Origin of the sequence: Bacillus cereus group sp. TH152-1LC, from assembly GCF_027710505.1 — a bacterium.
GTDB classification, from domain to species: domain Bacteria; phylum Bacillota; class Bacilli; order Bacillales; family Bacillaceae_G; genus Bacillus_A; species Bacillus_A mobilis.
Map to the genome: position 1 here is coordinate 274,031 of NZ_JAQFNK010000002.1, position 13,401 is coordinate 287,431.

Consider the following 13,401-nt stretch of genomic DNA (forward strand, 5'->3'; position numbering starts at 1 on the left):
CCTATATCTACTTCTAACGAGAAAATCCCCGTTCATAATGATTCATTTCGACTAAGTCTAAAATATATTCATAGTTATCAATCTCAAGGTTTAATTGTTCACGCTCTTTTTTAGATAGATGAATACTACTAAGTTTGTTGCATAGTTGTTGTTTCTTTTCTTCTAAATACTTCTTTGTATCGTGGTAGTTGTAAGTTTGTTTCATTTTCAACCACTCCTTTTTTGTTGTTGCTATATTATATGAAGCGTGAAGATATGTGAGAGCTATCTCTTATGTACTTTTAGTGAATATTCCACTTGCTATGTTGTTATGTTTATAGGAATTTATGAATAAAATGCACTAAACCACTAATGCCCATAAAAGCCCGATTGGTTCAACTAATAGTCAGTAGGGGAAGATCCCCCACTGACTATAGTTTCACTTTATGAAGTAAGGGGTGGAATTGTGCAGAAAGATATAATGTATAACACTAAGATGGATGAAGTGTTGAAAGTTATAAATAAAGGATTAAAGAAGACGACGCGCCCGAAGCAAATTATTGTAGTAGGCGCAGGCATGGCTGGATTAGTTTCGGCATCTTTATTAAAAGCTGCAGGACATGATGTGAAGATTTTTGAAGCAAACAACCGGGTAGGTGGCCGCATAGAGACAGTTAGAATGGAAGATACCGGATTATATTTGGATGTAGGGGCAATGAGAATTCCATATTCGCACACATTAACGATGGCGTATATAAGAAAATTTGGGCTACAGGTAAGCCCTTTTATTAATAGGAATGAGACGGATATTATTTACGTAAATGGCCGGAAAACGACATTAAAACAATATGAAAAAGCCCCAAGTATATTAAAGTATCCTGTGGAAATGAATGAAGTCGGGAAAACGTCTGAGGAACTATTATTGTTAGCGGTACAGCCAATTATAAATTTTATAAAAAAGAACCCAGAGAAAAATTGGGATATTGTAGTAAAGGATTTTGGGAGATACTCTACAGGTCAATTTTTAAAGTATCATCCTTATCAATATAATACTTACTTTTCACCAGTAACGATTGAGATGATCGGTGTTCTATTAGATTTAGAAGGTTTTTTAGAAAGGTCATTTGTAGAGACGCTACGCTTTTTATATATTATGCAAGAGGAGAGTGGATTTTGTGAAATTGTAGGTGGGAATGATAGATTACCAAAGTCCTTTTTACCACAATTAGAAGAAAATATTATATATAATCAAAAATTGATGAAGCTACATCAGCACGATAACGGTGTGACAGCTTTTTATCGAAACGAGCAAACTTTTGAGTATAGTAGTATTATAGGGGATTTAGTTATTATCACAATTCCATTTTCGACAATGCGCTTTGTGGAAGTAGATCCATTTGATTCTATATCTCATGAAAAATGGAAAGCAATTCGTGAATTGCATTATATGCCAGCAACGAAAATAGGAATTCAATTTAAAAGTCGATTTTGGGAAGAACAAGGACAATTAGGTGGCAGGATTATAACGGATTTGCCAATTCGTTATGCCTATTATCCAAGTCACGGAATTGGAGAGAAAGGACCTGCCATGATGTTAGGCAGCTATACATGGTCTTATGATGCGTTGTTATGGGATGGGTTATCAAAGGGAGATCGTATTTATTATGCACTACACAACTTAGCAACGATATTAGGTGGTCAAGTATATGATGAGTTCATGTCTGGAGTATCAAAAAGTTGGACATTGGATCCATATGCACTTGGAGGATTTGCGCTATTCCAGGCTGGTCAAGAATCCGAACTACAACCAGCAATTATAAAACCAGAGGGGAGAATATACTTTGCAGGTGATCATACAACGTTATATCACGGATGGATACAAGGTGCAATTGAATCGGGCGTTCGTGTTGCGGTAGAGGTGAATGATTAAAATGTGTAAAATTCAGAAATTTCTTTACTGTATAGTTTGAGATGGATATTATTATATATAAAAGAATTAAAAGGAGTGTTGAAAGTGAATCCGTTATTATTCGATTTTCCTACTGAATTTTATACTGAAAGGCTATTTATTCGAATGCCGAAACCAGGTGACGGTAAAGCTGTATACGATGCAATTGGAGCTTCTATGCAAGAATTAAAACCATGGATGGTTTTTGCACAAAAAGAGCAAACAGAGGAAGAAGTAGAAGTGAGTATTAGAAAATCGCATATTCAATTTTTGCAGCGTGAGGATTTAAGATTACTAGTTTTTTCGAAAGAAACAGGTGAATTTATTGCATCTGCTGGATTGCATCGTATTAATTGGGATATACCTCAATTTGAAATTGGGTATTGGATTGATTCAAGGTTTGGTGGAAAAGGCTATATGGTAGAGGCTGCAAAGGGGATAACGGATTATGCTTTTTCTGAGCTGAAAGCAAACCGCGTAGAAATTCGATGTGATTCTTTAAATAAGAAGAGTAGGGCTATACCTGAGAAATTAGGCTTTAAGTTAGAGGGTACATTGGAAAGTGCGAGTGTAGCGGTAGATGGAAATGGATTAAGGGATATGTGTGTATTTGCCATGACTAGAAATACATATGAAAAAGAAGAGCTGTAAAGAAACAGCTCTTCTTTTTGTGTATTATGGTACAGGATGTCCATTAGAGCTTTCGAAAATTGTAAACCATTGTTGACGATCTAAATTAACTTTTGTGGCAAGAGCGGCTGTTTTAACACGATCTAATTTACCAGATCCAACGATTGGCATCATGTTAGCTGGATGAGCAAGCAGCCATGCATACATAACTGTATCGATGCTAGTAACACCTAGTTCAGTAGCAATCTTCTGTAAAGTTTCACGTACACGTACGGCACGTTCTGATTGACCAGTAAAGATTTCTCCGCCAGCAAGAGGCGACCAAATCATAGGATTGATTCGTTTTTCTTGGCATAAATCAATTGTTCCTTTTTCGAAATGCTCAAGATGCATCGCTGATACTTCAATTTGATTTGTAAGGAGCGGGAAATCTAAATAGGAACTTAACATATTAAACTGTGAAGGTAAAAAGTTAGATACACCGAAGTGACGGACTTTTCCTTCTTGTTTTAAGCGTGAGAACGCTTCTGCTACTTCATTTGGATCCATAAATGGATCAGGGCGATGAATGAGCAATACATCAATATAATCTGTATGTAAGTTTTGTAATGAGTCTTCCGCGCTTTTTATTATATGTTCAGCACTCGTATTGTAGTGCGCAACATATCGCTCGGGAAATTTCGGTGATGGGGGAGCGATTCCACATTTTGTGACAATTTGCATATTTTCGCGTAAGGAAGGCTTAAGTTCTAATGCCTCGCCGAACAACCCTTCGCACGTATACCCGCCATAAATATCAGCGTGATCGAAAGTAGTAATTCCCATTTCCATACAAGCTTCAATGAAAGAAAGTAACTCTTGCTTTGTCATATTCCATTCTGCTAAACGCCAAAAACCTTGAATAATACGAGAAAATTCTAGTGTTTCGGCCATTTGAACTCGTTCCATTATAAGTACCCCCTTGATGAATGAATAATTTTTTGAAAAGGCTTTCTTGCTATGTATTATTATATAGTTACAGTGTCGTACATACAATAAATATGTTTTGCTACAAAAACGATTTTCTCTATATGCTATAATGTAGAAACATATAGCTATAAGGAGATGTAAGGAATGATTCCAGTAACAATATTAACTGGTTTTCTTGGATCAGGGAAAACGACATTATTAAATCGCATTTTATCAGAGAATCACGGTCAGAAATTAGCAGTGATTGTAAATGAAATAGGGCAAATTGGTATTGATAATCAGTTGATTATGAATGTCGAAGAAGAGATTATGGAGATGACGAATGGATGTTTATGTTGTACGGTACGTGAAGATTTACTCGTCGCTTTAAAACAATTACTGGACGTAAAAGCAGAAGGGAAAATGGATTTTGATGGATTAGTAATTGAAACGACTGGTCTTGCAAATCCAGGTCCGATTATTCAAACATTCTTTTTAGATCCTGTTATTCAATCTGCATACCAAATAAACGGTGTTGTAACAGTAGTAGATAGTTATCATATACATAAACATTTTGAAAAAGGACTAGAAGCAAAGGAACAAATTGCATTTGCTGATGTCGTTTTAGTAAATAAATTAGATTTAGTGGATGAAAGTGAAAAGGAAAATCTCTTGCAGGAACTGCAAGGTATTAACCCAACTGCAAAGTTAATTGAGGCGACTAACTGTGATGTGGATATTCAATCGTTACTACAAATTCAGACGTTTAAAACGAAAGATACGTTACAAATTTATCCTCATACAGAGCATAATCATCTAGAAGGTGTAAAATCGTTTGTACTGCGTGAAGAACGTCCGTTAGATTTACAAAAACTAAATGAATGGATGTCAGCTGTCGTTCAAGAACTAGGTGAATATTTATATCGCTACAAAGGAATTTTATCGATTGATGGAGTAAATAAACGTATCGTTTTCCAAGGTGTGCATACACTGTTTGCTGCATCATACGATAGAGAGTGGCAAGAGGGCGAAGAACGAGTAAGTGAAGTCGTGTTTATCGGAAAAGATATTAATAAAGAATGGTTCCAAGAACATTTTGAGGAGTGTGTGAAATAAGTCTGCATATATTGCAGGCTTATTTTTTGGAATTAACTAAGTACTCTATGGAAAAATGCTAGATTGCAAAAAACGAAGGATAATAAAAAGCCCGTTTTCACAGGCTTGTATGTTCATCTAATAGTAACTCCATTACAACACCTACAACTGGGCCTTCGTCATCAATATCGCCATTTAAGCGGAAGCCAAATGACTCGTATAATCCCATTGCGAGTTTGTTGTCTGGATGTAAACTTAAATAAATTATTTTACATTCAAATTTATCTTGTAAGAATTGAATGAGTATGCGAAGGAAACGTTTTGCGTATCCTTTTCCTTGATATTGCTCGTCAATCATAAAGCGATCTAACCATACGCTTTTACGTTTTTCCCAATACCATCCGTACATTGCATATCCTACAAGTGTTTCTCCATCGTATAAACCTACTGACGTTCCGTTTCCTTCAAATAATGATTCTGCTAGAGAAAACGCATTGCTTTCAATAAATTGCTGCTGGTCTTTTGCGACGTTTAAAGCAGCTACCGAACGCCAATTTTTTTCTGTTACTTCACAAATGTGAAGAGTCATAATTCCAACTCACCTTCTAAATTAATATAGCGTAAAAGCTAATATGGATAATTTTACTTGTTATTTTGGTCAAGTCAAGTAAGAACAAGTAAAAAAGAAGCTGCATGACATATGCAGCTTCTTTAAAAAAATGATTAGTTAGTAGCTTCTTTCAATGTGTTTACGTTTTCTTCCATTAAAGTGAAGTAATCTTTATTGTTCTTCGCATCATCTTCAGAAATAGTAGCAAGATGATTTAAGCGTAAAATTTTTGTACCCGTTTCTTTTTGAATGACAGATGCTACTTTTGGAGTAGAAAAAGTTTCAAATAAAATATATTGTAGATTATGTTCTTTTACTGTTTTTGTAATTTCAGCAAGCTGTTTTTGAGATGGTTCATCAGAAGCTGAAATACCCGCGATAGCAATTTGTTTTAGGCCATAGCGTTGTTCCCAGTAACCATAAGCCGCATGAGAAACTAAAATATCTTTCGTTTTTGCATTCGCAACAGCTGCTTTAAATTGATCATCTAAATCAGTGAATTTTGTTTGAAGTGCTGCGAAGTTTTTTTCGAACTCTTGTTTATGGTCAGGTTGTAATTCTACAAGTGCATTTTTAATTTTTTCTGCCTGTTTCATTGCTAAAGTAGGATCTAACCAAATGTGCGGGTCTTTATCGTGATGATGTTCATCCTCTTTATGGCCGTCTCCGTGATCATGATGCTCTTCTTCTGTAGAAGTACGCAGTTCAATACCTTTTGATGCATTTACAATTTTAACATTTTCTTTTTGTAATGCTTTTTCCATTTTTTCAGCAAATGGTTCTAATTCAGCACCGTTATAAACGAATAAATCGGCTTTTGCAACTTGTACGGTTTGTTTTTGACTTGGTTCAAATGTATGAGAATCTGCACCAGGCGGGTAAATCGCTTCAACAGTTACATAGTCGCCACCAATTTTTTTTGCGAAATCAGCAAGAGGAAAAATAGTTGTATAAACAGTTAGTTTTCCATCTTTCTTGGCCTTGCCTTCTTTTTTATTTGAGCAGCCAGTAAAAATTAAAGTGAAAATAAGTAAGAATGAAAATATAGTCAATCTTTTAGGCATGAAGTTCTCCTCTTTTCTTTTTTACGGATATATTTTCCCCAATTATAGAAGAAAAATATCATTTTAATGCAAAACGTAATAATTACGTTTTAGTTTGCGAACTTAGTATAATACATCTTTTATAAAGTTGCAATAAATAATAATCATTCCGATTTGTTTTTGTTATAAAGTTGTCAAATTTGGATGTATTATTTTTAGGAATACATGCATATGTGACAACGCCACGTTCATATATTTGAAAGGAGGGTAGAGGGGGATGAGTGTTTGGGTTACTTAATGGAAGCTATTTTATTGATATTAGCGGTAGTATTACCATTAGCCTTAGTCTTAATTTTTTTAAGAAGATTAATAAGTAATTTAGGAGATGCATCATCAGTAACAAAATTGCGAGAGAAAGATGAGAAAAAAGAGTGAGTAAAGCACTATGCGTACGCATAGTGCTTTACTTGTGGTAAAATGAGAGAAGGAAACTCCTAAAAGTTGTATGTTACTGAAGGAGAGAAAAGTAAAATAAGAGGTATATGCATATATGAATAAGCGAACAGCGTTAGTACTTGGTGCAAGTGGTTTAGTTGGACAAGAGATAACGCGTCTATTACTTGAATCAGATTACTACGATTCGGTTACTATTTTTGTAAGGGAACCAATGCAATGGCAACATGAAAAGTTACAGCAAAAGCAAATAGATTTTTCGATGTTAGAGGAATATAAAGAGTTTTTTGCTGTAGATGACGTATTTAGTTGTCTAGGAACAACAATCAAAAAAGCAAAAACAAAGGCGAATTTTAAAAAGGTAGATTATGAATATACGTTACGAGCTGCTTGTTTAGCTGAAAAACAAGGGGTGCAAAATTTCCTTGTTGTGTCCTCGATGGGAGCAAATCCTAAATCGTTTTTCTTTTATTCGCAAGTTAAAGGGAAAATGGAAGAGGAATTACAAAAGTTAGTGATTGGTGGTATTCACATTTTTAGGCCATCTTTATTAGTAGGAAATCGACAAGAATTTCGTTTTGGTGAACGAATGGCTGAAAAGTTATCTCGTATCATTCCTTTTATATTTAAAGGGGCTTTCAAAAAGTATAAACCAATTTCAGCGAAAGATGTGGCGAAAGGGATGTATATCACTGCATTGCGAGAAGAAACGGGTATATATTTTTATAACTCAAATGAAATTACAACGATAGAATAACAAACGAATTTAGAACAGTATACTATTATAATAAAAAAACAATTTCCCACTTGATTTGAGAAATTGTTTTTTTTGTTACTTCAATTGTGATCCACATTATGGAATATGGATTGTAACCTTCTCGCATATTTAGAGTGTGACTATGCTTGTTTTGTTCATTAAATTTAATTGAGTTTATATAACTTTTTTTCGCTGTGATACTAAATGTGATGACAAAAGGGCGGTGAAAAACAAAAAAATAGGCGTATCAAGCAAAATGTTGATATACCTTAAAATGATATTATAAAATAACAAATATAGTCTTGTAGTATACTTTTAATTTCTCCGTAAGTAGTCGTACATAATATTCTTGGTTTTATCCCGCTTTAATGGGCAGTAAGACCCCCACCTCAAAATTCAGCGAAAGCAAAGAAGTTAGGTGGGGGTCGGGCTGCCCACAAAAGTCCGATTGGTGAGGGCTAATAATCAGTGGGGGATGAAGAAAACCCCCACTGATTAAAGTTTCACTTTATTTATTCGTATGGATTTTCCCTGGTGCTCGCTTGTATTGGTACGGTTCTTGTAACTCAAAGCCAAGTTCATTGGCGGCTATTCTTGGGAAGTAAGGATTGCGAAGTAACTCACGTCCGATAAAAATTAAATCTGCTTCGTTATTATTTAAAATTTGTTCTGCCTGCACCCCAGTCGTAATTAATCCAACAGCACCAGTTGCAATGTTAGCATGTTCTTTAATATGTTTAGCGTATTGTACTTGATACCCGGGATATACATCGATGTGTGCCGGTACAACAGCCCCAGAACTACAGTCGATTACATCTACCCCTTGTTCTTTCATCCATTTTGTATACTGAACGTAATCTTGAACCGTTAACCCATCAGGATGATAGTCATTTGCTGAAATACGAACGAATAACGGTCCATTCCAAACTTCATTTATGGAGTCAATAATTTCACGTAAGAAACGATAGCGATTTTCAGGTGAGCCCCCATATTCATCAGTCCGCTTATTAGAAAGTGGAGAAAGAAATTCATTAATAAGATAACCGTGGGCTCCATGTATTTCAATAACGTCAAATCCAGCTTGTTTTGAACGTATTGCAGCCTGCTGAAAAGCTAATATAGTATTTTTTATTTGCTGTATATTCATTTCTACTGGTATTTTCATTGTTTCATTAAACGGAATTGCTGATGGGGCGAGAGGATCCGTTTCTAATTCTGCTTTTCTTCCGGCGTGAGCGAGTTGAATGGCGGCTTTCGCACCGTTATCATGTATAAAAGTTGTCGTTTTATGTAAGCCTTCAATTAGGCTATCATCCCATATACCTAGGTCTTTATTAGAAATTCTCCCTTCAGGTAACACGGCTGTTGCTTCGATCATAACTAAACCAACTTGACCAGCAGCTCTTGTTCCGTAATGAACGAGATGGAAATTAGTTACTTGACCATCTTCATTCTCTGATGAATACATGCACATAGGTGACATGACAATCCGGTTTTTAAATGTAACATCCTTAACTGTATAAGATGAAAAAAGTTCGGGATTCATTCAATAGCCTCCTAGATTGAATTTTTTTACATTGTATCATTCTCGCTTTTGTTTCCCTAATAAAACGCTTATACGAAAAATTTTGTCTATTCGTGTTACAATAATTAATATGAATTAAATTGGAGGATGACATATGTACCAGGCTTATTATGAAAGTGAATTAGGTTTGCTGGAAATTACAGCGAACGATAAAGGAATTACGTCTGTTATATTTGTTGATGAGAGACAAGAAGAACATAAAAATGAAACGATAGATCAATGTATAAATGAGCTAGATGAATATTTTAAGGGGAAAAGAAAAGAGTTCACGGTCCCGCTGTCTGCTGAGGGAACATCATTTCAAAAAAATGTATGGGATGCGCTCTATACTATTCCTTATGGCGTAAGTGCTTCATATTTAGATATTGCAGAGAAGGTTGGAAATACGAAAGCTGTACGAGCGATAGGAGGAGCGAATAGTCGTAATCCAATTTCAATTATCGTTCCGTGTCATCGTGTAATAGGAAAGAGCGGGAAGCTTGTTGGGTATGCGGGTGGTTTATGGAGGAAAGAGTGGCTATTAAAACACGAAGGTATTTTGAAATGACGTATGGATGGGAAGAGGGATTGTTTTGAAATGTATAAATTGTGGGCAACTTTGCGAGGGAGATCAGTTGAATTGTGAAAGTTGCCAGCGGACTTTGCATAATGAACAAGGTGAAGGGTGCTCGCAAATAGACAAGGAATTAGAAGTATATGTAGGGAGACAATATCCGAATTACAAAAGGAAATGGGAGCTTGAGGAAAAGCGGATTGCTAGGTGGAGTTGGAATGGTTGGGCAGCTATTTTTAATGTAGGTTGGCTTGGATATCGTAAGTATTATTTGCCTGCAGCTTTATTTATATTGTTATTATTAGCATGCGATGCGTTTTCTTATTATATGGGATTCAACGTAGCACTTCCGATCATTAATATGGTACCTCTTACGTTTTTGTTACTCGTTTTTATTTTATTTGGAATGGCGATTTTTGCGAATGGGTTATATTATCAATTTGCAGAAAGGCGTATATACCGAATAAAAGCACGAGAAATTCAAGATGAATCGGTTGAAAAGTATCTCATTCGTGATAGTGGTGGAACGAGTAAAATGGGAGCAACCATTGTTACGATTTTAGCAGTTGCTAGTATCTTTTTCAGCCATTTCTTTTTCCCGACTGATCGAGATATTATACAAAAGGTTCGTGCAAGCTCACTATATGAATATCCGTTCTTATCCATTGGTGAATCGTTTGAAAGTTACTTTAAAAATCCAAGGTGGGTATACTATCGTGGAACGGAAGGATTAGAATTAGTAGAATTCCAAGGGGTTAGTCCTGATATGCCAAGGAAAAAGGTGGAAATCCAATTTGTTGTTGATTATAAATTGGGCGAAATTGAGCCGTACTCATTGACGATTAATGGCGAATCCAAAAATGAGGAAGAGTTTTTGAAGATAATGGACGAAATATTTAAAGTTCAAAATCCATTTGACATAGAGGATGGATTACAAGTAAAAGGAATAGAAAAAGAAGCGGATAGAAAGGCGTTCTATCCGCTTCTTTTTTTACTGTACAAAAATAATATTTGAAATAATCTGAATCTTTTGTATAATAATATGTATTATGCTAGCTTTCATTTATACATATAGATTGGGGGAAGGAAGAATGAAGAGAAAGGTAACAACGATTGCTGCAGTTGCATTATCGACAAGTGTATTAGTTGCAGGTTGCGGAAATGGGGAGAAGGCATCTACAACGAAGAAAGAAGCAGGTAAGGGAGCAGCAGATAAGCAAGTTTTAAACTTACTAGAAGCAGCAGAAATTCCTTCAATGGATACGTCAAAATCGACAGACTCTGTATCATTCCGTGCCTTTGTCAATGCAATGGAAGGGTTATATCGTTTAGATAAGGATAATAAACCAACTCCGGGTATGGCAAAAGATGTGAAGATTAGTGAAGATAAAACGACATATACATTTGAATTACGAGATGCAAAGTGGTCTAATGGGGATCCAGTTCGAGCGCAAGATTTTGTATATGCATGGCAACGCGCATTAGATAAAGCAACGGCAGCTGAGTATGCATTTATTTTATTTGATGTGAAAAATGCACAGAAAGTAAATAAGGGAGAATTACCGTTAGATCAATTAGGAGTAAAAGCAAAGGATGATAAAACGTTAGTAGTAGAATTAGAACAACCAGCACCATATTTCCTTGAGCTTACTTCATTCCCAACATTTTTCCCTTTAAATGAAAAATATGTGAAAGAACAAGGGGATAAATATGCATTAGAAGCAGATAAACTATTATACAATGGACCATTTACGATGAGTGAATGGAAACATGAACGAAGTTATCAGCTAAAGAAAAACCCTAATTATTGGGATAAAGATACTGTGAAGTTAGAAGAAATTAATGTAAATATTGTGAAGGAAACGAGCACAGGAGTAAATTTATATGATAGTGATCAAGCAGATCGAGTTATTTTAAGTTCTGAATTCGTTGATAAATATAAAAAGAATAAGCCAGATGAATTTAAAACGAAGTTAGATCCACGTATGTATTTCTTACGTTTTAACCAAAAAAATGCAACGTTTAAAAACCAAAAAGTTCGTGAAGCGATTGATCTGGCATACGATAAAAAAGGAATTGCCAATGTTATTTTAAATGACGGATCATTACCAGCATATTTCTTAGTACCTGAGAAATTTACGACAGGACCAGATGGAAAAGATTTCCGTACTGTAAATAAAAATTTCCGTGACAGCAAAGATAATGCAGAAAAAGCAAAAAAATTATGGGAAGAAGCGAAAAAAGAGCTTGGTCAAGATACAATTACAGTAGAATTTCTAAATGATGATAACGGTAGCCGTAAAAAAGTGGGCGACTTTATTAAAGAAGAGTTAGAGAAAAATTTACCTGGTATTAAAGTGAATTTGAAACAACAACCATATAAGCAGAAGCTAGAGTTAGAAAAGAAATTTGAATATGAATTCTCATTATCCGCATGGAGTCCGGACTATCCGGATCCAATGACTTATATTGATATGTTTGTTACGGGAAGCTCATTTAATGAAATGGATTATTCTAATCCGAAGTATGATGATTTAGTAGCGAAATCAAAAGGAGAGCTATTAAAAGATGATAAAGCACGCTGGAATGCCCTTGCAGAAGCTGAAAAAATCTTAATTGGTCAAGATGCTGCTATTTCTCCTACGTACCAACAAAGTACGGCATATTTAGAAAAACCATACGTGAAAGGTATTGCGAATCATACGTTTGGTGGGGACTTCAGTTATAAATGGGCATATATTACAAAGAAATAGTATAATAAAAGATGAGTGAATTTTCGCTCATCTTTTATTTGTATAGGAGGAATTAGAGTTGTTAAAAGGAATCAATCATCTTTGTTTTTCAGTATCTAATTTAAAAGATTCTATTACATTTTATGAAAAAGTATTGGAAGGGGAATTATTAGTTAAAGGGAGAAAACTCGCATATTTCAATATATGTGGGTTATGGGTAGCACTTAATGAAGAAACACATATTCCGAGAAATGAGATTCATCAATCTTATACGCATATTGCGTTTTCAGTTGAACAGAAAGACTTTGAACGCCTCCTGCAGCGATTAGAAGAAAACGATGTTTATATTTTACAAGGAAGAGAACGGGATGTAAGAGATTGTCAGTCTATATATTTTGTTGATCCTGACGGCCACAAATTTGAGTTTCATTCAGGGACATTGCAAGACCGACTTAATTATTATAGAGAAGATAAACCTCATATGACATTTTACTAAGGGAGGAAAGAAGTTGCATGTGTTAGTAATTGGCGGGACAGGAATGCTAAAGAGAGTTTCTATGTGGCTTTGTGAGCAAGGATTTCATGTTTCTATTATTGGACGAGATGAAGTGAAATTAGAAAATGTTAAGCGAGAGAGTGCTGCACCAGAAAGTATCACATGTCTTCCGTTAGATTATCATAATGATGACGATGTAAAGCTAGCTATTAAAAGCACAATTGAGAGGAATGGTCTAATAACAGTAGTTATCGCATGGATACACGCAAGTGCGAAGGGTACGTTATCACTCATTTGTAGAGAATTAGACTTATCGTCTGAAACATACAACGTTTTTCATATTTTAGGTAGTAAAGCGTCGCGTATGCCCGCACAAAAAATAGGAGGTACGCGATGTAGCTACCATAGAATAATATTAGGTTTTATATTAGAAGATACATACGGGAGATGGCTTACCCATGAAGAAATATCGGATGGGGTAATAAAAGGAATTGAGAGTAAATGTGATGAATCGATTGTAGGACGAGTAGAACCGTGGGAATTGCGGCCAACATGGTAAGGGGGAATGAGAA

At 35.3% G+C, this 13,401-nt stretch carries 15 protein-coding genes; 10 read left to right on the forward strand and 5 right to left on the reverse strand.

What is annotated here, in order from left to right; translation table 11 throughout:
* Positions 1 to 13 precede the first annotated feature (13 nt).
* A complete protein-coding gene (locus PDL00_RS07930) occupies positions 14 to 205 on the reverse strand; it encodes a DUF3896 family protein (protein WP_270728245.1) in 192 nt (63 codons plus the stop codon).
* Between the two features lie 240 nt (positions 206 to 445).
* Here PDL00_RS07930 and PDL00_RS07935 point away from each other — a divergent pair, with 240 nt between their 5' ends.
* Positions 446 to 1,909 (forward strand): flavin monoamine oxidase family protein, encoded by a 1,464-nt coding sequence (locus tag PDL00_RS07935; RefSeq protein WP_270728249.1) that lies wholly within the window; start codon positions 446 to 448, stop codon positions 1,907 to 1,909.
* An 84-nt stretch (positions 1,910 to 1,993) separates the two neighbouring features.
* Positions 1,994 to 2,578 carry a GNAT family N-acetyltransferase gene (locus PDL00_RS07940; protein ID WP_270728252.1) on the forward strand — a complete coding sequence of 195 codons (585 nt, stop codon included), beginning with the start codon at positions 1,994 to 1,996 and terminating at the stop codon, positions 2,576 to 2,578.
* A 24-nt stretch (positions 2,579 to 2,602) separates the two neighbouring features.
* Here PDL00_RS07940 and PDL00_RS07945 read toward each other — a convergent pair whose 3' ends face one another.
* A complete protein-coding gene (locus PDL00_RS07945; protein ID WP_270728256.1) occupies positions 2,603 to 3,505 on the reverse strand; it encodes an aldo/keto reductase in 903 nt (300 codons plus the stop codon).
* A 165-nt stretch (positions 3,506 to 3,670) separates the two neighbouring features.
* On the opposite strand from PDL00_RS07945, the gene PDL00_RS07950 reads away from it, so the two are divergent.
* Complete coding sequence (locus PDL00_RS07950) at positions 3,671 to 4,621, forward strand: CobW family GTP-binding protein (RefSeq protein WP_063261328.1); 951 nt, start codon at positions 3,671 to 3,673, stop codon at positions 4,619 to 4,621.
* A gap of 97 nt (positions 4,622 to 4,718) precedes the next feature.
* Here PDL00_RS07950 and PDL00_RS07955 read toward each other — a convergent pair whose 3' ends face one another.
* Both PDL00_RS07955 and PDL00_RS07960 read right to left on the reverse strand, forming a co-directional pair.
* Complete coding sequence (locus PDL00_RS07955) at positions 4,719 to 5,189, reverse strand: GNAT family N-acetyltransferase (RefSeq protein WP_000172418.1); 471 nt, start codon at positions 5,187 to 5,189, stop codon at positions 4,719 to 4,721.
* A 134-nt stretch (positions 5,190 to 5,323) separates the two neighbouring features.
* On the reverse strand, positions 5,324 to 6,274 hold the full coding sequence (locus PDL00_RS07960; protein WP_097817531.1) for a metal ABC transporter substrate-binding protein: 951 nt from the start codon (positions 6,272 to 6,274) through the stop codon (positions 5,324 to 5,326).
* A 264-nt stretch (positions 6,275 to 6,538) separates the two neighbouring features.
* Between PDL00_RS07960 and PDL00_RS07965 the strand changes: the two genes are divergently transcribed.
* Positions 6,539 to 6,688: a hypothetical protein gene (locus tag PDL00_RS07965; protein WP_242256156.1), complete on the forward strand. Its 150-nt coding sequence runs from the start codon at positions 6,539 to 6,541 to the stop codon at positions 6,686 to 6,688.
* Positions 6,689 to 6,803: 115 nt separating this feature from the next.
* The gene (locus tag PDL00_RS07970; protein WP_242256157.1) at positions 6,804 to 7,463 is read left to right on the forward strand and encodes an oxidoreductase; all 660 of its coding nucleotides are present in this window, start codon (positions 6,804 to 6,806) and stop codon (positions 7,461 to 7,463) included.
* Positions 7,464 to 7,971: 508 nt separating this feature from the next.
* On the opposite strand, the gene namA is transcribed toward PDL00_RS07970, so the two are convergent.
* Complete coding sequence (gene namA, locus PDL00_RS07975; RefSeq protein ID WP_270728264.1) at positions 7,972 to 9,009, reverse strand: NADPH dehydrogenase NamA; 1,038 nt, start codon at positions 9,007 to 9,009, stop codon at positions 7,972 to 7,974.
* Positions 9,010 to 9,142: 133 nt separating this feature from the next.
* On the opposite strand from namA, the gene PDL00_RS07980 reads away from it, so the two are divergent.
* The 5 genes from PDL00_RS07980 to PDL00_RS08000 all read left to right on the forward strand — a co-directional run bounded on the left by PDL00_RS07980 (position 9,143) and on the right by PDL00_RS08000 (position 13,388).
* Positions 9,143 to 9,595 (forward strand): methylated-DNA--[protein]-cysteine S-methyltransferase, encoded by a 453-nt coding sequence (locus PDL00_RS07980; RefSeq protein ID WP_063261332.1) that lies wholly within the window; start codon positions 9,143 to 9,145, stop codon positions 9,593 to 9,595.
* A 7-nt stretch (positions 9,596 to 9,602) separates the two neighbouring features.
* Complete coding sequence (locus PDL00_RS07985; RefSeq protein ID WP_270728267.1) at positions 9,603 to 10,616, forward strand: DUF2628 domain-containing protein; 1,014 nt, start codon at positions 9,603 to 9,605, stop codon at positions 10,614 to 10,616.
* Positions 10,617 to 10,692: 76 nt separating this feature from the next.
* Positions 10,693 to 12,354: a peptide ABC transporter substrate-binding protein gene (locus PDL00_RS07990; RefSeq protein WP_270728269.1), complete on the forward strand. Its 1,662-nt coding sequence runs from the start codon at positions 10,693 to 10,695 to the stop codon at positions 12,352 to 12,354.
* Between the two features lie 58 nt (positions 12,355 to 12,412).
* Positions 12,413 to 12,829, forward strand: coding sequence for a FosBx1 family fosfomycin resistance bacillithiol transferase (gene fosB, locus PDL00_RS07995; protein WP_270728272.1), 417 nt, complete (start codon positions 12,413 to 12,415; stop codon positions 12,827 to 12,829).
* 13 nt (positions 12,830 to 12,842) lie between these two features.
* Entirely contained in the window at positions 12,843 to 13,388 is a 546-nt protein-coding gene (locus PDL00_RS08000; RefSeq protein ID WP_270728275.1) for a short-chain dehydrogenase, read from the forward strand.
* Positions 13,389 to 13,401: the final 13 nt, after the last annotated feature.